The organism is Thalassolituus hydrocarboniclasticus, assembly GCF_025345565.1.
Classification (GTDB): Bacteria; Pseudomonadota; Gammaproteobacteria; order Pseudomonadales; family Oceanobacteraceae; genus Venatoribacter; species Venatoribacter hydrocarboniclasticus.
Map to the genome: position 1 here is coordinate 2,920,897 of NZ_CP054475.1, position 21,872 is coordinate 2,942,768.

General features: G+C 54.8%; 20 protein-coding genes. 7 read left to right on the forward strand and 13 right to left on the reverse strand.

What is annotated here, in order from left to right; all coding sequences use genetic code 11:
- Positions 1-198: 198 nt before the first annotated feature.
- The 3 genes from HUF19_RS13095 to HUF19_RS13105 all read right to left on the reverse strand — a co-directional run bounded on the left by HUF19_RS13095 (position 199) and on the right by HUF19_RS13105 (position 4,424).
- Positions 199-2,325, reverse strand: coding sequence for a TRAP transporter large permease subunit (locus HUF19_RS13095; protein WP_260997030.1), 2,127 nt, complete (start codon positions 2,323-2,325; stop codon positions 199-201).
- A gap of 93 nt (positions 2,326-2,418) precedes the next feature.
- The gene (locus HUF19_RS13100) at positions 2,419-3,411 is read right to left on the reverse strand and encodes a putative solute-binding protein (RefSeq protein WP_260997031.1); all 993 of its coding nucleotides are present in this window, start codon (positions 3,409-3,411) and stop codon (positions 2,419-2,421) included.
- A 2-nt stretch (positions 3,412-3,413) separates the two neighbouring features.
- Positions 3,414-4,424 carry a hypothetical protein gene (locus HUF19_RS13105; RefSeq protein WP_260997032.1) on the reverse strand — a complete coding sequence of 337 codons (1,011 nt, stop codon included), beginning with the start codon at positions 4,422-4,424 and terminating at the stop codon, positions 3,414-3,416.
- A 191-nt stretch (positions 4,425-4,615) separates the two neighbouring features.
- Here HUF19_RS13105 and HUF19_RS13110 point away from each other — a divergent pair, with 191 nt between their 5' ends.
- From HUF19_RS13110 to HUF19_RS13120, 3 genes are all read left to right on the forward strand, one after another.
- On the forward strand, positions 4,616-5,521 hold the full coding sequence (locus HUF19_RS13110; protein WP_260997033.1) for a hypothetical protein: 906 nt from the start codon (positions 4,616-4,618) through the stop codon (positions 5,519-5,521).
- 435 nt (positions 5,522-5,956) lie between these two features.
- Positions 5,957-7,336 (forward strand): PhoH family protein, encoded by a 1,380-nt coding sequence (locus HUF19_RS13115; protein ID WP_260997034.1) that lies wholly within the window; start codon positions 5,957-5,959, stop codon positions 7,334-7,336.
- A 155-nt stretch (positions 7,337-7,491) separates the two neighbouring features.
- Complete coding sequence (locus HUF19_RS13120) at positions 7,492-7,911, forward strand: hypothetical protein (protein ID WP_260997035.1); 420 nt, start codon at positions 7,492-7,494, stop codon at positions 7,909-7,911.
- Positions 7,912-7,989: 78 nt separating this feature from the next.
- On the opposite strand, the gene HUF19_RS13125 is transcribed toward HUF19_RS13120, so the two are convergent.
- Positions 7,990-8,235, reverse strand: a complete 246-nt coding sequence (locus HUF19_RS13125; protein WP_260997036.1) for a hypothetical protein — start codon at positions 8,233-8,235, stop codon at positions 7,990-7,992.
- A gap of 166 nt (positions 8,236-8,401) precedes the next feature.
- Here HUF19_RS13125 and HUF19_RS13130 point away from each other — a divergent pair, with 166 nt between their 5' ends.
- The gene (locus HUF19_RS13130) at positions 8,402-8,938 is read left to right on the forward strand and encodes an LOG family protein (RefSeq protein WP_260997037.1); all 537 of its coding nucleotides are present in this window, start codon (positions 8,402-8,404) and stop codon (positions 8,936-8,938) included.
- Positions 8,939-8,991: 53 nt separating this feature from the next.
- On the opposite strand, the gene HUF19_RS13135 is transcribed toward HUF19_RS13130, so the two are convergent.
- Together HUF19_RS13135 and HUF19_RS13140 are read right to left on the reverse strand one after the other, a co-directional pair.
- Complete coding sequence (locus tag HUF19_RS13135; protein ID WP_260997038.1) at positions 8,992-10,581, reverse strand: cation:proton antiporter family protein; 1,590 nt, start codon at positions 10,579-10,581, stop codon at positions 8,992-8,994.
- 183 nt (positions 10,582-10,764) lie between these two features.
- A complete protein-coding gene (locus HUF19_RS13140) occupies positions 10,765-13,584 on the reverse strand; it encodes a TolB-like translocation protein (RefSeq protein ID WP_260997039.1) in 2,820 nt (939 codons plus the stop codon).
- 208 nt (positions 13,585-13,792) lie between these two features.
- On the opposite strand from HUF19_RS13140, the gene HUF19_RS13145 reads away from it, so the two are divergent.
- On the forward strand, positions 13,793-14,320 hold the full coding sequence (locus HUF19_RS13145) for a DinB family protein (RefSeq protein WP_260997040.1): 528 nt from the start codon (positions 13,793-13,795) through the stop codon (positions 14,318-14,320).
- 53 nt (positions 14,321-14,373) lie between these two features.
- On the forward strand, positions 14,374-15,228 hold the full coding sequence (locus tag HUF19_RS13150) for an alpha/beta fold hydrolase (RefSeq protein WP_260997041.1): 855 nt from the start codon (positions 14,374-14,376) through the stop codon (positions 15,226-15,228).
- A 19-nt stretch (positions 15,229-15,247) separates the two neighbouring features.
- On the opposite strand, the gene HUF19_RS13155 is transcribed toward HUF19_RS13150, so the two are convergent.
- Together HUF19_RS13155 and HUF19_RS13160 are read right to left on the reverse strand one after the other, a co-directional pair.
- Positions 15,248-15,559 (reverse strand): putative signal transducing protein, encoded by a 312-nt coding sequence (locus tag HUF19_RS13155; protein WP_260997042.1) that lies wholly within the window; start codon positions 15,557-15,559, stop codon positions 15,248-15,250.
- A 16-nt stretch (positions 15,560-15,575) separates the two neighbouring features.
- A complete protein-coding gene (locus HUF19_RS13160; protein WP_260997043.1) occupies positions 15,576-16,709 on the reverse strand; it encodes an SMP-30/gluconolactonase/LRE family protein in 1,134 nt (377 codons plus the stop codon).
- A 194-nt stretch (positions 16,710-16,903) separates the two neighbouring features.
- Here HUF19_RS13160 and HUF19_RS13165 point away from each other — a divergent pair, with 194 nt between their 5' ends.
- A complete protein-coding gene (locus tag HUF19_RS13165; protein ID WP_260997044.1) occupies positions 16,904-17,716 on the forward strand; it encodes a pseudouridine synthase in 813 nt (270 codons plus the stop codon).
- Between the two features lie 984 nt (positions 17,717-18,700).
- On the opposite strand, the gene HUF19_RS13170 is transcribed toward HUF19_RS13165, so the two are convergent.
- The 5 genes from HUF19_RS13170 to rpsP all read right to left on the reverse strand — a co-directional run bounded on the left by HUF19_RS13170 (position 18,701) and on the right by rpsP (position 21,748).
- Complete coding sequence (locus HUF19_RS13170) at positions 18,701-19,567, reverse strand: DsbC family protein (protein WP_260997045.1); 867 nt, start codon at positions 19,565-19,567, stop codon at positions 18,701-18,703.
- A gap of 232 nt (positions 19,568-19,799) precedes the next feature.
- A complete protein-coding gene (rplS, locus tag HUF19_RS13175; protein WP_145465902.1) occupies positions 19,800-20,153 on the reverse strand; it encodes a 50S ribosomal protein L19 in 354 nt (117 codons plus the stop codon).
- 10 nt (positions 20,154-20,163) lie between these two features.
- Complete coding sequence (gene trmD, locus HUF19_RS13180) at positions 20,164-20,919, reverse strand: tRNA (guanosine(37)-N1)-methyltransferase TrmD (protein WP_260997046.1); 756 nt, start codon at positions 20,917-20,919, stop codon at positions 20,164-20,166.
- Positions 20,920-20,935: 16 nt separating this feature from the next.
- Positions 20,936-21,475: a ribosome maturation factor RimM gene (gene rimM / locus HUF19_RS13185; protein WP_145465906.1), complete on the reverse strand. Its 540-nt coding sequence runs from the start codon at positions 21,473-21,475 to the stop codon at positions 20,936-20,938.
- A 21-nt stretch (positions 21,476-21,496) separates the two neighbouring features.
- On the reverse strand, positions 21,497-21,748 hold the full coding sequence (gene rpsP / locus HUF19_RS13190; RefSeq protein ID WP_145465908.1) for a 30S ribosomal protein S16: 252 nt from the start codon (positions 21,746-21,748) through the stop codon (positions 21,497-21,499).
- Between the last annotated feature and the right edge of the window lie 124 nt (positions 21,749-21,872).

Below are 21,872 nucleotides of genomic sequence, written 5' to 3' on the forward strand. Positions count from 1 at the left end.
GCCAACTGGCCTGAAGAGTCACCTGAAGGGCAGAATCAGATGACAAAAGCGCGACTGGCAGATGAATTTTTTATCACCTATTGCCGGAATCTGATCCCACAAAAAAACAGAACAAATAAAAAACGGGAGCTGCTGCTCCCGTTTTTGTTTATCCGCTTCTGCGGCTCACGTCACCCCGTTGCTCGCCGCAGATTTTTGTCAGTCGTAACCGATGGCCAGTGGCACAAAGGCTACAATCGCCAGCGCAATGGCCATGGTGACCAGTGGCAGAAGAATACGCTCATGGCGATACCAGAAGCTCATACCGGCGCTTTCTTCTTTCGCCAGGCGAACCTCTTCTTCGCCAACCACCTGCCGGGTAAGCAGATGGTTAAGCGCCACCGGCGGACTGAGATAACCCAGCTCAAAGGCCACGAGTGTCACCATCCAGAAATGCACCGGATCAATGCCGCTGTCATAAGCGATGGTGGCAATGGTTGCACTGACCAGAATCACCGCCCCGTATGGGTCCATAACCATACCGATCACCACCAGAATGGCGACCAGCAGTGCCATTGCCAGCCAGATCGAATCGAAGGTTGTGGGCACCATGCTCATCAGTTCGGCACGTTCGACCACACCACCGATGCTCACCGACAAGCCCATCAGCATCAGTAACGCACCAATGTGACCGGTGGTTTCCGTGGTGGCTTCACGGATGGTTTTTTCGATGGAATCGTTACCGCGGCGCAGATCACTCCAGGATTGCTCCAGACGGTTTTCAACGTAATCGATATTCAGGTTTTCACGCTTCAGTGCAGCTTTTTCCTGCCCCAGACGTTCATAAACCAGAATCACCAGCAGCAGTACCGGCAGAATAAACGGCGCAGAAAACTCATCCAGATAGGCATTCAGAGCCACGGCATAAATTGCCAGCGTAATACCGATGATAAATACATAAGGAATCAGCGGCTTCAGTGCCTGTAAAAACTCAGGGAAAACATTGTCCGGCGTCTCCAGACGCATCGGCCCCTGGCGGGTTGCCAGCGCCATCAGGGCAAACAGCAGCGTGGTCAGGAAGAATACCTTCACGCCCCAGCCAAACAACTGATCGGTGGTTACCTCATTGTTCAGAGCGGCGATAATCACCACCAGCAGACAAGGACGCAGTACCACACCCAGCGAGCCTGACATCGCCGTGGCTGCCAGAGACAGCTGACGGCGCGCGCCGGCACGGCGCAGCTCGTTATAAATCAGACCGCCCACGGCGATGACGAAAATACCCGAGGCACCGGTATAAGCGGTCGGAATAGCTGCCACAGCAACCACCGCCACGGCCAGTAATTCCGGTGGTAATTTGAACGGACGGAACAGATTGAACACCACCTGCGCAAGCTCAGTACGCTTCAGCAGCATACCGATCCACACATACAGGCCCACATTCAGGAACAGTTGCGACAGTTCCATCATCTGGTTCAGGTAAATACCGATACCGGCACTGTGCCCGGCGGAAATAAAGTACGCCCCGGAAATAATGCACATGGTGGCGTACAGCGGCACAGCCAGCTGTGCTTTCAGGAAGCTGCCGCCAGGCTTGGCATCTTTCGGGACAAACAGGAACTGATACAGGCTCAGCAGCAGAATAAAGGCAAAACCGATAATCCACAGATGATGCAGAATACTGTGCTGGGTGGTGACTTCCACACCGGCAGAGAACGCGACTTCACGGAAGCTGTAGACCGAATAAAACAGAATGGCACTGGCCAGCAGCTGCGCACCGGACGCGACGCGGTAATCCATCACGGTTTCCATCGGGCGCAGTGCAATATGGTGACGGCGGAATAACGCGGTCAGGCCGCAGATAAGCACCAGCACCGCCAGCATAATACGCTGGGCACTTAAACCGAATTCGCCGAATTCAGCCACGCTTAATTCAATCGCACGGAATACACGGACGGCCGGTGTTACCCGGTCAACGGTGCTTTCATACAGAGCGTGTTTTTGCTGACATTGTTCCTGCGCGGCCAGCAACGACTGACGCATAACCTCAGGATCGGCCGGCTCTTCTTCAAATAAATCCCACTCATCATCCTGCTGAGCATTGGCTTCTGCCACCAGACGCGCTAACTGCGCATCAATATCCATGGTCGGGTTACAGGAAGGCTGTACCGGGTCGGTACGCAACTGGAAATAGCCATCCCAGACACCTTCACCCAGTTGCAGCAACTGAGCGTGCAACGCATGACTGCTGTTAAGGATGACAACAAATACCAGCACCAGAAATGCAGGTAGAGCGGCGAGCCATTCGTACGCCGTGCGGTTGCCTACACGTACTGTCTGCTCCATGGAAGAATACCTCTGAAAATTACTGCTGCCGGCGCGCAGGGTATCCGCAACCGCAGCTCCGGACGGAACTGCGGTGTTGCCGGCTGTTTATTGTTATTCGAGTTTTTCGACACACTCTGCGGCGGCCGGTGTTTCGGCACAGCGCAGTTTGCGCATCAGGCGCAGCATATTGCCGTCGTAAACGCCTTCGTCACGCAGGGAGATGCGTACATTGCGCAGCATCTGGTTGTACTTGTCGTGATCATCCTTGCTCAGATCAACCCAGTATTTATCATCGATTTCGGCGGTGTCCTTATCGATATATTCGCGCATACGGTCGAATACGCTGGCGATTTTCACACGGGATTTCTGGCCAAAGTCGGCAGGAAAACGGTCTTTATGCAGAATCAGCTGGAAGTCCAGATAGGCCAGATTAAAGCGCAGAATACCGCCCTTATTGCCCAGCCCCTTGTACATTTCCAGCGGCTTGTAAGCCACCGCCGGCGCGTAAGCGGCATCGACGCTGCCGTTATTGAACTTGCCGGAGAAATTAGCCGAGTTGGACGGTACCACCGAAGCACCGACATGATTGACCAGCTTCATCGATGGCTCATCATATTCAATGGTGGCAATGCGCTTACCCGACAGTTCTTCAACCGAATCGACGGTGCGGTCGCGCAGGAACAGGTAAATAGGCCCGGCCGGCAGAATACCCGCCACTTCATAGCGGCCTTCAGTCATAAACTTCGCCGCTTTCGGTGAGGCAATGGTGTTCACCAGATTGCGCATCACGTCATCACTCGGCACACCGCCAATGGCTTCAACCGTGGCGGTAAACTTGTTGAACGGACGCGCTCGTGCGCCGGTCATCAGCACCGCGTCACACTGCTCGGCCTTAAAATCATCAACCGCGATTTTCTCATCGGTGTAGGCGCGCAGGTGGAAGTCCACGCCCCACTCCAGTGCGATGGTGCTGTAATCTTTGGTCATGCCATAGATAGAGCCGTTAGCGCCCAGCGGGTCGTATACACAGAATGTACGCTTTTCCAGTGCTCCGAAGGCCAGTTGACTGGTACCCAGAGCCATCAGCAGTAATGCCCGTAACATATTCAGTCTCCCAACAGATCGTCGATATCCAGGGTGTTCGCTTTTGGCTGAACATCATCCCAGAAAGTCCCCAGACCACCAGTTGGCGTGCGGGCACCGGTTGCTTCAGTCCACAGACGGTCTGACACGGCCGTAATCTGACGGCTGGCCATAATATCCATCATGCGGTAATCCGGATTGCTCGAAGTGGCCTTCAGCGACGCAGCATGGCGGCGGATAGCATCACGCAGCTGCTCAGTGTTGCCTGAACCGTCGGCAATCACCACTTCGATGGCATGGGCCATACGCACACCAGAGGCGGTGGCAATACGGCTGGCGTTAGCCATTTCCTGCCATGGGTCTGTGCCCTTTGGCGCGGTGTCCGGCATCATTACCCAGATACCGGCCTGTAATGCCTGCGGCAGCCCCCACCAGCGCACGTTATCCACACACTGCAGACCACGTACGGCTTTCATGGCGATGTCTTTCGGTACGTTAACGCTGCTCTGTGAACGCAGGTCACTCATTACCGACTGCATACCGGCAATAGAGCCCAGTACCCAGTAAATTTCTTCGTCTTTGCTCAGATCAGGACACTCGTCGCCCGGTTCACCGAACTCCGCCACCATGTGCTGATACGCCATATACTGACGGCTGGCTGCCACAGCAAAGGCGCGTTTTTCACGGATGCGGGCATCTTTGGCTTCGGCAATGTTCTGGCTTTTGAAGGCACGCACGTAGGTCAGCGCTTCTTCGTGGGCTTTTTCTTCCGCACAGGAGCCTGACATCATGTACATGGTTACCGCGGCGCGGTCTGGCGGAAAGGTGACTTCCGAGAACGACATCAGCGTCGGAGCCATGGCCGTGGTCATACCGCAGGCCATCTCCGGGTCGCTGCTTTTCATGGTATAGGGAATCGCATACTCTTCGGTGTAATCGTATGCAAACCAGCCGGTTGTTTTGTAGATCATGCTGCAGCCGGACATGCTGCTGATCGCCAGCACTGCCAGCGTAATACGCGCGAGGAAAGACATGACGCCCCCATTTCTGATGAGTAGTTTTTTTTATTCTGTTCAGGATAACAATCATCCTGATGGGTCTTACCTGAGTGTCTTGCACTGGTTAAGCCCGGCCCCAGTCTAACGCCAATGCCGCTGAAAAGCTTGGCCCAGCCGTCACCGGGCCCGCGACAATAGAGTCAATCAAGGGTCTTAGAAAGGTTAAAATGCGCCAACAGCCAGCATCCCCGCACCGTCAAAAGCGTGCACAAAACGACACGTTACCGGCTTCAGAACACAGCCGGGCGCTGCAGCAACTGCTCGACCAGCATTTCGCGCAGGCCAGTCAGCGGGTGGATACGGTCTATCGCCGCCACTTTGCTCCGGCCAAAGCGGTTTTTGCCCGCCACTGGCGCCACCGCCGCGATATTCCCGGCGATCTTCTCGCCCTGCCGCGCACGCTGCTCGGCCTGCTGCACCGCCGTCCGGGCGGCATCGCCAGCCCCAGTGGCAAACAACAGGAAATGCGCCGTATTCTGGAGCAGGAACTGCTCGACTTGCCCGCTCTTGAAGCCAGCCTGCAGCAATACTGTGAGCGTATCATCGAGCATTACCGTCATGATCTTGAAGACCAGCAGGCACTGACACCGGCGCAGCGGCAGGAATTTGAACACTATGTGGAACACCAGCTGGTGCGCCTGCATCTGCCCAGCGAAGGACTGCGCGAAGGCATGCTGGCCCTGACCATTATGCTCACCGGCCGCTTACTGGGGGATAAAGCCATGCTCAGCAGCGCCGCCAGTCTTGGCGGCACCGTCGCCGGCAGCGTGTATCTCGGCCAGCAGAGTTGGTGGGGAGCCTTCTGGGCCGGCTGGTTTGGCGTACCGGCCTGGGTCAGCTGGGTCGGAATCGGCAGTGGTGTTCTCTCAGCCCTGCTGCTATCGCCATTACTGGCACCGGGAGTGGAATGGGGTATGAACCGTCTGCGCGCCCGCCGCGTGCTGCAGCAGACCGTACAACAGGCACAGGAAAAACTGACCAGTAAAGATGGCGTGCTGCTCGCCAGCCGGCTCGGCGTTTATCTGCAACTGCTGCCGGATCTGGCGCAGTTTCTGGCGCGGCTGAAAAGCTGACTCAGGCCAGATCCGCTGACCATTGCCGACAAAGCGCTGTCATAAAACAAACACTTGGCAAGGAGTCTGCGTAACGCCATAGTAACTACAGGTGTGTTTTCTGGCGTAAGCCGCAGACACACCATCACCCACGGAGGGAGGGTAAGTTGCTACCCGAGAGCAGTATGACGCTGCCTGGATATGGCAGACACAGTATGCACACCGGCACCAGTGGCCTGCATACCCACAGAACACCACCACCGACGCTGAACCTCCGTTGCAACGTCCAATCCCTTACCATCTCTGCTCAATCCCGCTCCGTCCCCAACCCTGTCCGTCAACCAACCTCAGCCACATGCCAACGCGAGTCCAAACCCTTTTGCCCGCTTTACCCAGCGTGGCATTCCGCCATTTCTGTATCTGATCAGCCCAACCTGAAACCAGGAGAGTGCTTATATGGCCGCAACTAAATCCGCAACCAAGCTGTACGTTCTGGACACCAATGTTCTGATTCATGATCCGGCTGCGATCCTGAATTTTGAAGAACACCAGGTGGTGATCCCCATGACCGTTCTGGAGGAGCTGGATAAACTGAAAATGGGCAAAGCGTCCATTGCCACCGACTGCCGTGAGGCAATCCGTAAGATCGACCATATCATCGGCGACGCCAGTCCAACGGAAATCGCCAAAGGCGTGCCCATTGCCCGCCCGGATGGCTCGGTACAGGGACATCTGTCTATTCTGCTGGATAACTTTGAAGCGCCTAACCGCTCACTGCCACCGGATCTGAATGACAACAAAATTATTAACAGTCTGGTAGGGCTGCAGGAAAAACACCCGCGCCGCGAAGTGGTGCTGATTACCAAAGACATTAATATGCGCCTGAAAGCCCGCGGCTGCGGCGTCGGCGCACAGGATTATCAGAACGACCAGTTACTCACCGATGTAGCCCTGCTGGAAACCGGCTATCACACCTTTGCCGATTCTTTCTGGGAAACCCAGTCACAGGTTGAAACCTTCCACGACGAAACCGGCACTTACCACCGCATTCCGCTGGAAAACCTGCCCGACGACCTGTACGTAAACCGTTTTATCGTCGATGAAAAAGGCTTTATTGGCCGTGTCGTGCTGATCGAAGAGGATACCGCCCTGCTGCAGGATCTGCCGGCTGAGCAGCTGTTGTCGCAGAGTGCCTGGGGCCTGACGCCGCGTGATATTCCGCAGGCACTGGCACTGCATCTGCTGATGGACCCGGACGTGCATCTGGTCACCCTGACCGGTCAGGCCGGCTCAGGTAAAACCATTCTGGCACTGGCCGCCGCTATCGAGATGACCGTTGCGACACAACAGTTCCGCCGCATTATTGCCACCCGCTCAACCCGCGGACTGGATGAGGACATCGGCTACCTGCCCGGCACCGAAGCGGAAAAAATGGAACCCTGGCTGGGCGCCATCACCGACAACCTGGAAGCTCTGCATGATGACGACGAACATGCCACCAGCAGCGTCGATTACATTCTGCAAAAAGTACCCCTGCAGTTTAAATCGCTGAACTACATCCGCGGACGCAGTTTTCAGCACAGCCTGATTCTGATCGATGAGTGCCAGAACCTGACCCCGCACCAGATGAAAACCATCATCACCCGTGCCGGCGCCGGCTCGAAGGTGGTGTGTCTGGGGAATCTGGCACAGATCGATACGCCTTATCTGAATCCGATCAGCTCAGGACTGACCTATCTGATTGAGCGTTTTAAAGAATTCAGCAGCGGCGGCACCATTCATCTGGAAGGCTCTCCAAGATCCATTCTGGCGGAATATGCGGAGACCCACTTATAACGGTTATTGAGGCGCGACTGAGTATCAGAACTTTGACGATATAAGAAGTCTGAACTATATAACTAACAGGGCTTTGAACATGCCAGCATGATTCAAAGCCTTTTTTATCGCCCCTAAATTCACCATCCCGGAGAGATCCACGGAAGGTTCATATTATGAAAGCACTTGTATTCGCCGCCCTTGCTGCCCTGTCCACCAGCGTTGTTGCTGCACCGGCAGAAGAAACAATCTACGAACTGGAATTTGAAACCGATTCCAACTGGACCAGTATTGAAATCCGTGACGACGCGGTTTTCGTTAATGCCCCCGCCGGTGAAAGCATGAACGTGACCGCCAAAGACGGTTTACGCTCTTTCACGATTTCGCCGAAAAAAATCCACCTGCGCTCGCGCACCCGTGGTCTGGTTAATATGAACCTGTTTGTAAAATCGAAAAATAACGTACTCGGTCTGACCATCTGTAAAGGTTCACCGAGCAGCTACACCTGGATTAAATCCGGCCAGTCGAAGCAGAAAAACGATCTGAAAGAAAAAGATCACTGCGAACAGGCCGCACTGGTGCTGCAACTGTTCTGATTAAAGCCCCGGAAAACGCCCGCCCCGCGACTAACTGCTTCTGTTAACCGCGGGGCATTTTTTGCGTCAGTACTGCCGTCAGTGTTCCAGAATATCGCGCCGGAAATCCCCCTTAAACATCGGGATCTCATGCAACTCCTGCTCCCCCTCCATGCTGAAGTACATCGCACTCTGCTCCGGCGGAAAGATTTTCACATTGCCCTGAGTGCTGATCGGACGCGCTCCGTGCATCATATCTTTCAGCATCAGATAGATTTCTTCGTAACTCTCACCACGCAGTTCAACTTCCACTTCGGTGGTAAAACGGAATGACATCTTAGCCATGGCGCGGCCCTCCTCTTCAGGCTGTTTTCTGAGCCTAACCCAGAGCCGGAAAAAAGCCGCGTGAAAGCCCGCACATAGACACATACAACCTAATCAACTCAGACAAAAGAGCAGGAAGCTATAAAACAGCGCTGTTAAACTCTGACCGGAGATGAGGAGGAGAGGTATGCAACGAATCGCTATTTACTGTGGTGCCCGCAGCGGCAATGACCCCAAATACGCCAGAGCCGCAGAGCAGCTGGCACGTTACCTGGCACAACAGGGCATCGGCATTGTTTACGGGGGCAGCAACAGTGGACTGATGGGCATTATTGCCGATACCGCCCTGGCCGAAGGTGGCGAAGTCATCGGTGTGATTCCCGACTCACTGCACAAGCGTGAAGTAGCTCACCTTGGGCTCACCACCCTGCATCATGTGGCCGGTATGCATGAACGTAAGGCGCTGATGGCCGAGCTTGCTGATGCCTTTGTTGCCCTGCCCGGCGGTATCGGCACGCTGGATGAACTGATTGAAATCTGGTGCTGGGCCGGTATGGGGGCGCACAGCAAACCCTGCGCCTGCTATGAGGTGGATAACTACTGGCAGCCACTGTTTGATCTGCTCAGCCATGTGCAGCAGGAAGGTTTTGCCCACGGCGAACAGCAACTGTTACGCGCCAGTACGCCGGAACAGCTGCTCGCCTGTCTTAACGCTGGCCACTGAGCAAAAAAGCCACTGAACAGGAAGGCGGCCGACAGCGCCGCTCCTGGTATACCTCAAACCTGATGGGCAACGTCCAGCGGCTCACTGCCAGTGAGCAGATGGCGGCTTTCGGCGGCAAAACCCGCCCCTACTTCGGAGTAATAGTTAAAAGCCACATCCACACCGAGGTGTAACAGCTCTGCGCGCTCGTCTTCATAACGGGCAACCGCAGCCACTTTGCCCTGATAACCAGCCAGCTTCAGCATCTCCAGCGTGCTGCGCATTTCGGTCTGTGACGGCAGTGCCAGCATCACCAGACGAATGCCCTGGGTACTCACTTTCTGCCAGAATTCCATATCATCGGAATCACCAACCACCACATTAAAGCCTTCGGCTTTTAACGCCGCGACACGTTCAGCATCCGACTCCACGCCCCAGACCCGGCTGCCGTATTCGCGCTCCAGCGCACAGTAAGCGCCCTTACCAACCCGGCCCATCCCCAGAATCAGCACCGTTGCCTCTTTTGGTCGCTCAAACCCCTGATGCGCACCGGCACGCTCAAAGCGATTGATACTGTCTTTACGCAACGCATAAATATGATGCGCACGACGGTAAATAAAGCTGCTGAGAATAAACGACAGCGACATAACCAGCGCAATGATCACCAGCCAGTCTTCGCTCAGCCAGCCACGGTTGACGCTGAGGCTGGCGACAATCAGACCGAATTCGCTGTAATTGGTCAGCGCCAGAGCACTCAGATACGACGATCGGCCAGAAACACTGAAGCGCGCCAGCAGGGCAAAAAACAGTACGAATTTAACCAGCAACAACACGGTCAGCAGCAGTGCCGTCAGCGCCATATCGAGGCTCGGCAAGGCGGTAAAGCCAATGGACAGGAAGAAACCGATCAGGAACAGATCCTTGAAGTTCATCAGTACTTTATACAGCTCGGCCGATTTGGCATGGGACGCCAATAACATCCCCACCAGCAAGGCGCCCAGATCGCCCTTCATATTCACCAGGGTAAAGAGTTCAGAGCCGCCCAGCGCCAGGAAAAACCCCAGCAGCGGCAATAACTCGCCGTGTCCGGCCTGACTGACCAGACGGTGTAACAGCGGTTTGATCAGAAACAGACCGAACAGGCCGAACGCCCAGAGCGATGGCGTTTTACCGGTTGAAGCCACCAGAAACACCACCGCCAGAATATCCTGAATCACCAGAATACCAACCGCAATTTTGCCGTGGCGGGTTTTCAGTTCGGAGGCTTCCTCCAGCATTTTCACCACACAAACGGTGGACGAAAAGCTCAGGGCAAAGGCCACCAGCAGCGCCGCTGTCAGCGGAATATCGAAGTAATGGCTCAGGCCCAGCCAGGCTGCCAGTAACAATACACCGGCCAGTAACACCACCCAGACACCGGTATGCAGCACACTGGTCAGCCACACTTCCTTTTGCATCAGCGCACGGATATTCAGCTTCAGGCCGATGGTAAACAACATCAGGGTAATCCCCAGATCGGCCAGCGCCTGCAAGCTACCGACCGGTTGCACGCCCATCGCATGCAAACCAAAACCGGCCAGCAGGTAGCCGACCAGGGGCGGCATTCCCAGTTGCTTGACGACGAAGCCACAAAGGAACGCCACTAATACCCACAAATAATCCATGCAAGATCCTGTTACTGCTCAGGCCTGTTAACACTCATTAGACAGGCCTGCTATTGGCTGAAAATTCCTCAGGCAAGGCACTGAGACTGGTACCCAGTATAGCGTGTGCGGAAAAGCAGAGGCCTGACACGGGTCAGGCCCTGTATGCGGAGGGTCTGCAGCCTGCGGCAAGATGGCGCGGTTTCAGAAGAAAACGGCGGTACGCAGATAGCCTCTGGTTTCACCCAGATCCTCATCCAGTCCGTGTGCCACGCCAAGCACGAACGGCAGCGCCAGGTTATAGCCAAGTACCACATCCACACCCAGCTCTGCGCCAACCGCACTCAGCTGTGGCCGGTGCTGCTCACGGAACCAGGCACTGGCGGTCTGTGCCCAGGCACCCAGCGAGATATCCCCCAGTCCCAGCGGGATCATGCCCCAGTTACGCTCAACCCGGGTCAGAAAACGGTTAAAACGAATCACACCGTTGTAGTATTTATGGCCGATCTGCACATCATCATCGTAGCCCGGCAACGCAAACTGATCGCGGCCAAACAGCAGTGCTTCTTCCCCCCGGTTGCCACCAATGGTGAATGGCTCAGCGCCACGGTCGGCAATACCGCCTGCAACGCCAAAGCTCAGGGTATTACGCCCCGGCAGATCAAAGGTGTGCTTCAGACTCGCCTGCCACTGGTCGCCGTTATAATCACTGTTCAGGACATCATTGCTCTCATAGACCAGATCAGCATAGGTTCCCCAGCCGATACCCGGCACATTGCGGTACAGCTCGCGGTTATCGAAACTCAGTGCCACACCGGCCAGCGTTTCTTCAAAGCCGTCACCACGATCGACACCGGCCGGCGCGCGTTCAATCTTTTCGTGATCGGCAACCAGACCCAGATGCAGCTGCAGCTGATCTTCAAAGGCATCCATTACATGGTCACGGCGAGCGATCAGCAAATCTTCGCGCTTGGCAGAATAATCATCTTCCAGCCCGGTATTCAGGTCGCGATAGGAGTGCGTACGGTTCCACAGCAGCGACCAGCGGGTGTCATACAGATAACTGGCCGACACATCCGCCCAATCCTGTTTGAAATCCCATGACGCAGCAATGCTGTAGGTATGACGCCCTACCGCATCGTTGCCACTGGTGGTCAGCCCCAGTGCCGACGAGTATTCATCGATACTGAACAGCGGCAGCCAGTATTTAGGCGCCAGTGTCGGCCATGGGGAATAATCACTGCGCTCTGACGGCACCACGCCACTGACCGCCGGCGGATAATCATAGCGCCCCTGACGGCTGGCGATGCTGAAGCTGGTCAGCGCCCTTGGGGTCAGCATTTTCAATTGATAACCTTCGCTGGTGTAATCCTGATAGGCCACCTGACCATTCAGCCAGCGTGGCTGAAACGCGCCACCCACCACCTGCGTCCATTGTTCCACCATGCCGGTTGCCGGTTGCAGCACATAGAGGTTAAACACGCCGTCGTAGTCGGCACTGTAAAGAATACGGCCATCGGGCAGAAACTCCGGCTGATGCTCAATCGCCCGCGTATCGGTTAACGCCTGCCAGCGCAGCGTGCCCAGATCGAGCTTTTCCAGATTCCAGCCCTGCTGCGGACGTTTGAGCGATGCCACCAGCGATTGCCCATCCGGCGCAACATCAAAACTGCCCAGCACGGTTTTATCCCCGCCCTGCCACAACATGTGAGCATCACCATCGCGCTGCAGCAGCCACAATTCACTCAGACCATGCACTTTACGGCTGCCAATCAGCTGCTGCCCATCTGCCAACCAGCGGATTTTACGCAGGCGCAGATCTTTGCTGATGCGCTTCCAGCCGCCATCCGCTGACCACAGGAAAACGTCATTCAGATCGCGGCCACTGGCATGGCTGATCAGACGCGAAACGGCCAGGGTGCCATCGGCGGCGATATCGGCATCGGTCACACCTTTAGTCGCGGTCAGGGAATGCACCGACCAGCCATTATCAGCCGAACCGTCCGGCTGCCAGCGGCTGATTTCTGCCCGGTCTTCACCGTTATCAATCACCTGCAGCAGCGAACCCTGTGCTGCGACAGTCACCTGCTGTGTATTGCTCAGTACCGGCAAAGCATCGCCGGATATTTCCTGTGCCCGCAGTTTGTCTGTCGCAGGCGTAAAGCTGGCCAGCAACCACTGGCGGTAGTCATTCCACAGCGCCGGAAACGATTTGCCAAACACCTTCTTGGCCACATAGTTCTGCATCACATAGGGAATCAGCTGGCCGCTGAAATCGTTGAGATAACGACTCATCACGGCTTCGCCATAAGTCTCTGACAGGTACTGCCAGAAATAGGCGCCGTATAAATAGTGTTTACCGCGTGGCCAGTCGCGCAACGGCACCACCACCTGATTCAGGTCGTCGCCCTGATGGCTGTCGAGTTCCATACGCATCTGCATCGCATAGATGCTGCCGTCGAGGCGGCCATACCCCAGCGTGCGGTTGGTTTCCAGGTAAACCGCCAGTCCTTCGGTAAACATAGAAGGCGTAAACACATGGGGAAACAGCCAGAACATACGGCCAAACACCTTACGGCCACTGCGGGGAATGCCCCGGCTCATATTCATATGCAGTATGTGCACATATTCGTGACGGATCAGGCCGTGCAGCCACTCATCCATATGCTCAAGCCCGGCAACATCTTCAGCCGGGCTGGCAAACAGACGGATCTGCACAAAAGGAAACGGGGTGGCCCAACCATTGGAATAGTCGTAATCGTCCACCAGCACCATCTGCGTGCGCTCGTCCGGTTCCTGTGTGAAAAACGGCACCAGCTCATCGTGCACGCGCTCGGCAATGGTCAGCGCATGCTGCGCCATCTGATCGTAGCGGGCCGGATAATGCAGCTCGAAATGCGCTGACGTCCGGGTCTGCCAGTCGGTATCGGTACGATCCCAGGCCGCCGGAACGGCCAACACCCGGCCACTCAGCAGAGTAAATAACAGCAACAGTATTACGCGACAGATAGCAGCTCCGTTCATGATTCGGCTTCCCTGAAAAATAGTTGCCCGAAAATAGCGGATTCGTATGACAACAACAACCGTAACAACAACCGTAACCAGGCTGCTTGCCGCATGGATTAGGCTGACATAGAGTAGAAGTCTGCCGCCGCGCCAGCGCTGGTCAGGCCGCAGGGAGAAACCGATCTCCGATTACGTTAAACCGTATTCACCAGCCGGGAGAGACAGTATGTCATGGTCAGACGTTTATCGTCGTTATGCCCGTTACAACCGGGAAATGAACCGCCAGCTGCTGGATGTGTGCGCAACTTTGCCGCCCGGGCAGCTGCAAGCCTCCTGTAATCTGTATTTTGACTCCCTGCTCGGCACCTGGAATCACCTGCTGGTCACCGATATTCTCTGGCTTAAACGTCTGTCTGTTATTTTTCCGATGCTGGAAGAATTGCGTGACCTGCCCACACCGGCAGCCCTGAATACGCAACTGGTCACCGGTCTGGACAGTCTCCGCCCCCTGCGCGACCGCCTCGATAATGCCTATGTGCGCTGGTGCGACCTGCTGCGCGCCGATGATGCCCGCGATGTGTTGCAATACACCAACAGCCGCGGCGAAGAAATGGCAAAGCCACTGGATCTGGTACTGCAGCATATTTTTAATCACCAGACCCACCACCGTGGTCAGATTACGGCCGGCCTGAGTTGTCTGGGTGTGGATTACGGCGTAACCGACCTGTTATTTACTCCGGCACTGAACGACTGATGATGATTCAGCCACTGCAGATATAACAATAAAAAAGCCGCTAAGGAGCAGCCGTGCTTAATCCCAATATCTGGCGCAGCCAGCAACGTGACTTCCACTGGCAAGGATTGCGCATTGGTTTTCATGACGAAGGACAGGGACCGGTCTTATTACTGTTGCATGGCCTGCCCGGCAGCAGCTGGGACTGGTACCGCCTGTGGCCGATGCTGACCGGCCAGTTCCGCCTGATCTGCCCTGACCTGCCCGGCTGCGGCGACTCCGATAAACCCACAGAGTACAGTTACCGCCTTAATGATCAGGCGCAAATGGTGCTTGCCTTACTTGCTCATCTGGGCATCGAGCAATGCCAGATCGTTGGCCATGATTATGGTGCCGGTATCGGCATGCAATTGCTGAACACAGACAGCAACATTCGGATTGGACGCTGCAGCTGGATTTCTGCCCGCCGCGGCGGTGATGCGCGCTACTTTCTCTGGCGTGAACTCTGGCTGGCCGGGCCATTGGGCCAACTGCTCAGCCATTGCATCAGCGAAGGTCTGTATGGCCGTTATCTGGAAACCCTGAGCGGCCCTTTCACGCCGATAAGCAGTCAGACCCGACAGGATCTGTGGCAATTATTGTGTGCCCATCAGGGGCTGCAGGTTTTGCCGCAGCTGCTGCACTATCGTTATGAACTGCCACTCAGCAGCGAAACCAGTATGGCCAGCAACAATGCGCAACAGTTTATCGACGGGGAATATGATCCTCTGAGCAGACACAACAGGAGCAACGGCTCACTGTGGATAAAAACCGGTCACTTTCCGCATCTGGAAGATGCCGAACATCTGGCGATGCTGTTAACGGAGTTTCACCGCGGACATGACGCCGGCAGTCAGGCGGTTTTTCAGAATCTGCGCAACGGTGAGTAACGGCAAAGAGCAGAGGAAATCAGAGAAAGCGCAGACTTTCAGCGGCAATAATGGCCAGCAACGCCAACACAAACCAGCCCCAGTGACGGAACACCGGCTGCGGCAACGGGTCGGTGATGGCATTGGCCTGATCGTATTCCAGCATCAGCCGCCGCCCGACTTCGTAATCAACATCGTTCACCAGCACCCGCACATAATTCTGCACCGGCAGCTCACCCAGACCACCCGTCAGGTGAGCCCCTTCGATAAATCCCTGAATACGGTGCTGCTCAAGCAGCCCAAGTACCAGATGGGCTTCCAGTGTATCGGCTGCCTGGTAAACACATTTCATTTGCCGACCTCGTGCATCAGGGATTCAGATAGGATTCTGCCCTGCTCAGCGAAAAACGGTAAATCGGATAAGGTCCGGCAGCGAGAATTTCTTCACGACTGTGGCCGATCACCTGATGCAAAGCGGAACAGGTAACATAAAGATAGTCGCCCTGACGGCTGAAGCCATCCGGCCAGCGCAGATCAACACTGCGCAACAGCGTCTGTAATTCACCATCCGGCGTGCGGCGTACAATCGCGGAGTGCTCGAGGTCCGACAAATAGACATTACCGGCAGCATCCACTGCCATACCATCGGTCATGGTTTTCGCGCCAAGGCTTTCGACGCGGGAACTGAGCGTTGCATGGGGCAATTCTTTATCAACAAGATCAGCCACCCGGATACGGTACAGCTCATCAGCCGCAACGGCGGCAAAGTACAGCCACTCATTGGCGTCATCCAGTGCGATGCCATCCACCCCCGGATTAACCGTAAATAGTCCGAACAGGGTCATCGCCTGGCCCTGCACCACGGGTTCAAATTCTCCGGCGCGCACGCTGGCGTCGCTCTGCAGCAGGCGGCGACTGCTGTTGCTGACACGGTCGTACACCACCAGAGCAGGAGTGCGCGCCAGCAGGCTGGCATCGGTAATAAAGAAATAACGGCCATCGGCACTGATGCGGAAATCGTTGGCGTGGGCGCCCAGCGGAAACACATCGCGCGGGAAGCGATAGCTGTGCAGCAACTCGCGGCTGTTAATATCAAACGCCAGCAGACGTACGCTGTTCAGCGCATGGCGGCCATTATCCAGCAGCCACAATTCATTATTGTGCAGGCGCAGCGACAGCACTTCATTCAGCGCATTCTCTTCGCTGCCACCGGGTTGCCACTCTGCAGAAGGGAAGGGGCTGACTTCGCCATCCGCCCATAAAGCGACGTTGGTTTTTGGTGAGGCTTCCGGGTGAAAGGTGAAGAAGATCCGCTGATCTTCGGCCACCGCCAGGTTGCCGGGAGGCTCAGGCAGACTGGCAACCTGCTCCAGCTCGGTCGACGGCAGCAGCGGTGCGCCACTGCGATCCGGAAATGAAGCACTCTCCACATACACCAGGCGCATCGCCCCCAGCAACAGGACCAGTAACAGCGATACAGCAATAAGCCAGCGACTGATCATGACGACTCCTTTGTTATTTTTAATCTGAACGGACAGTCATTCGCGCCGCACAAAGTAGCAAAGTTTGCCGCTCAATGGAAAACCTGCGCCAGCGTAGCCTCATAGCGGACGACGGTCATGCGCTACCCGCACAGCAGCACATAGGGTAAAGTGCCGCGTTTTAGCCGGGGGCCGGTGATCACGCCGGGCATGCAGTGGATCTCGATATTCTTTACCTCGATAACGAACTGGTTGTTATCAACAAACCCAGCGGCCTGCTGGTACACCGCAGCGAAATTGACCGCCATGAAACCCGCTTTGCCCTGCAGCTGCTGCGTAACCAGCTGGGACAGCGGGTGTACCCGGTTCACCGTCTGGATAAACCCACATCCGGTGTTCTGGCTTTTGCCCTGAGTCAGGAAATGGCCAGCCTGATCACCGATCAGTGGCGCCAGCGCGCCGTGGATAAACGTTATCTCGCCATCGTCCGTGGCTGGATGCCCGAGTTTATTCATCTTGATAAACCCATGGCGCCACCGGTCGATAAATACGCCAAACACGAAAGAATCAAACCCGAGCAGGAAGCCATCACCGATTTCCGTTCGCTGGCCCACGCCGAAATTCCGGTCTTTATCGATAAATACCCACAGTCACGTTATTCACTGGTTGAGTGCATTCCGCACACCGGACGGAAACACCAGCTGCGCCGCCATCTGAAACACCTCAGCCACCCGATTATCGGCGATGCCCGCTATGGCAAAGGCCGCCACAGCCGCTATTTCCGCGATCAGCTACAGGCACCGCGTTTGCTGCTGCATGCCTCGCAGCTGACGATGAGCCACCCTGTCAGCGGTGAAACGCTGGTGTTCAATGCCCCATTGGATGGCATCTGGCGACGTCTGGTTCAGCACTTTGACTGGTACGCAGCCCTGCCGGAAGCTCTGCGTTTTAATGAGCAGGATACGCCCCATCCATCGCTGGATTGTTTCCTGAATGTCACGGATGAGGACGACGAAGATGGCATCTGAAGGGCCGGAAAAATCATCCACAACGGCGCCGGGTCGCGCCGTTTCTGGCTTGCTTGAGGTTATCAACATTTTCTGTGGATAATTCTGTTGGAAAGTTTCTGATAAGTGCCCGGAATCCAGTACTGATGCGGCTCTGAGTCAGATTGGCTGAAATAACAACAAAAGCCAAATCTTATGTAATTCAATGAGTTATGCCATCCACCAGAATGTATTTCAGTTTTTTGACTTTTGAATGTCCGTTCAAAAAGCAGATACCACCGATGTGCATAACCCGTTCTCAGTGAGATTTTTAAGTCAAGAGGAAAAGAACGCCATTTAACGAAAAAATGTCCTCTGTGCCACTCCATCAGCGCCGTTTAAATGTCCACAGATTCTGTGCATAACTTTGTGAGTAAGCTTTTGGAAAGTCCCTGTTTTTCGCATAAACAGCGGCCTCCCGTTAGATTGTTTATTTTTTAACCAATATTAAAATCCCTTTACTTTCAACAACTTACAAAAATCAATAGCCCTTTTGCCTATTTTTGAGCCAAATTACCGACAAAAATACCGCAGCAACTCCTGATGTGCATAAGATGCATCATCTGAGTTCATCATGCGCCAAAACAGAGCCTGTTTGCGCTCCCTGCTGAAGCCTGCACGACAGCAGTCGGGAAAGGCTCTGCGCGGTAAGTAACCACTTCCTCTGACAATCTGTGGATATTTCCGGGGATAAAACCAGAGCAGAGCAATACGCTGATCAATATTTTTCTTTCGCCAGGACTGCGCAGTATCCGGCCTGTTCAGATAATTCTTATAGAAAACAAACGCTTATAAATTTTAATACAAAGGTACTATTTTTTGGCGGTGCAGCAGTGGCCGTCTGCGCGCAGTGTGCATAACTTTATCTTGCCGGCTGAATTGCGCTCTTTCGCCGTTCCGGGCATACAGGCATAAAAAAACCTCCCGCAGGAGGTTTTCAGGTACTTCAACAGGCTGATGCTGAAATCACATCACGCCGAGGCGACGGGCCAGATCATCCGCCGGCATATAGCCAGGGAACAGACGTCCATCATCGACAATAATGGCAGGAGTACCGGTTACACCCACTTCCTGACCAAGATCGTACTGGGCAGCAATTGGTGCACCGCAATCTTTGCTCTTATCCATCATCGCCACAACCTGCCCCTGCAGAGCGCGGTACTGGTCTTCCAGTTCAGAAGAACCACCGGACTGACGCAGGCGCTGACCCAGAATGCTCATATCACGCTGAGTATTCTTCATGGTGGTCATAGCCGCCTTACGGTCCGCCTGACACCAGACATAGTTAATCTTGCGGTAAGAGTCAGTCAGCTCGCCACTGCGCGGATCTTTGATACCGGCACGTGGATAAGCCAGATAACGCACGGTAATACCCAGTTCGTTCAGGCGCGGGATTTCCTGATGCAGCTTCTGGCAGTAGCCACAATCAATATCGGTAAAGACGTTGATCAGGGCTTTCTGCTCGCCCTTGGCTTTAAAGACCACGGTCTGTTTATCGGTGACGGCGGCCAGACGCTCAGCACGTTTCGGATTATTACGGTTCTGGGTGATATTCTGCGGACCTTCGGCACTCAGCTCATACAGCTCATCACGGTAAATAAAGTGGCTCAGATCCGGTGTCATATGCATCACAGACCCATCAATTAATACCACCTCCAGAATCTGGTTGCCTGCCAGAGGCGCAACTTCACGAACCTGCAGACGCGGACCGAAAGCCTGCACCAGCTTGGCTTCGACCTGCTTGTCGAGCGGCAGCGCTTTGTCAGCGGCGGCGCCCATTGCCGGTAACGTCAGGCTCAGGCCCAGCGCGGCGGCTAAAAGTGTTTTCTTCATTACTGCAACCTTTACGTCATCATTCAGGCTTGGAGGCCCAGAGCCCGTGTTTGTTCCGGGCCCTACCCTTTCAAATGCGCCTGTCGGTGTCAAGAAAGTAAGTGTCAAACCAGACAGCAGTATATCAGCCGTACGTGCTTTTCTGATGACAAACCCAGCACAGATATAACAACAAACATAAAAACGGGCATAAAAAAACGGGCCAGAGGCCCGTTTTTCTGCAAGAGAAGGATTAAACCTTTTCTTTGATACGTGCAGACTTACCGCTACGCTCACGCAGGTAGTACAGTTTCGCCTGACGCACGTCACCGCGACGCTTAACAGCCAGGCTGTCAATCATCGGGCTGTGAGTCTGGAAAGTACGCTCAACGCCCACACCGTGGGAGATTTTACGTACAGTGAATGCAGAGTTCAGGCCACGGTTACGCTTACCGATAACTACGCCTTCGAACGCCTGCAGACGCTCACGGTTACCTTCTTTTACTTTAACCTGCACAACAACGGTATCACCGGTGCTGAATGCAGGGATGTTGTCTTTCAGCTGCGCATTTTCAATCTGCTGAATGATTGGGTTCTTGTTGCTCATTGTTCGCTCCTTAACAGTCTGCTGAGTTCTGTTCTAGCTCTTGCAGATACTCTGTCAATAACCTTTGTTGCTCGTTTGTCAGTTCCAGCGCTTCCAGTAAATCCGGTCTGCGCTGCCAGGTTCTGCCCAGTGACTGCTTAAGGCGCCACTGGCGGATCTTTTCGTGGTTGCCACTCAGCAACACGTCCGGTACGGCCTGCCCTTCGTAAACTTCCGGGCGGGTGTAATGTGGACAATCCAGCAAGCCTTCCATAAAGGAGTCCTGCTGTGCCGACTGGTCATGCCCCAGCACGCCGGGTACCAATCGGATCACGGCATCCATCAGCGTCATGGCAGCCAGTTCGCCACCACTGAGAACAAAATCGCCAAGAGACCACTCTTCGTCGACTTCGCGCTCAATCAAACGCTCATCAATACCTTCATATCGTCCGGCCACCAGAATCAGTTTGTCGCGCTGAGCAAGCTCTAACACGCCGGCCTGATCCAGCTTGCGTCCCTGAGGTGATAGATAAATCACCTTAGCGCCTTCCCCTGCTGCCGCTTTGGCTGCGTGGATGGCATCCTGCAGAGGCTGAATTTTCATCAGCATACCGGGGCCGCCGCCGTATGGACGATCGTCCACGGTCTGGTAGTTATCGTAGGCGAAATCACGCGGATTCCAGCATTCGATACTCACTTTTTCCTGTTTGACTGCCCGCCCGCTGACACCATGGTCGGTGAGTGCGCGGAACATGTCAGGAAAGAGGGAAATAACCCCAAACCACATAATTACAACACCGGGCTTAAAAATCCGGGTCCCAGTCAACCTGGATTTCACCGTTATCCAGATCAACCTCAAGAACGATTGTTTCTGCGTATGGAATCAGACGTTCGCGCTTATCAATGCTGCCTTCGCAACCTTTTACGCTCATCACCTGATTACCGCCGCCGGAATCAAACAGTTCTTTCACCTGGCCCAGCCACACGCCGTCGGTGTTAACCACCTTCAAGCCTTCGAGCTGGAACCAATAATGTTCGTCTTCTTCGAGTTCCGGTAACTCCGAAGTAGGTACACCGATTTCAATCTGGGATAACGCCAGAGCGGCATCCCGGTCGGTAATTCCTGCCAGAGCTACAGCCAACCCTTTTGGCTGGAGTTTGCTGTCGGTCACCTTGAATTCGCGCCACTGTCCGTTAATACGTAACAGCCAGGTCGGGTAATCCAGGATATTGGTCATGGGATCTGTGTACGAATACACCTTCACCCAGCCTTTAATACCAAATGCGGTGGTTACTTTACCGAGGACGGTGATTTCCTCACCCGCAATCTGGTCGTTCAACATCAGAACTCCGGTCGTCGCCAATTAAGCCTGAGCTTTCTTGGCTTGCTTCAGTAAGCTAGCTACGCGATCAGTTGGCTGAGCACCTTTGGCCAACCAGTATTCAACGCGTTCCGCATCGATGCGGAAAGCAACTTCCTGGCCGCGAGCAACAGGGTTAAAGAACCCAACGCGCTCGATAAAGCGACCGTCGCGAGGGCTACGCGCGTCAGCTACGTTAATGTGATAAAAAGGACGTTTTTTAGAGCCACCACGGGCCAAACGGATTACTACCATAGTTTCAGATCACTCCGATCGTTTATCAAGGGACAGGTTTTGGGATCGCCTGCCGTTCATCAACTCATCTGCCCCAACACCATTACAGCGGCATGTTATGCACGCAAACATGGCATCCAGCCAG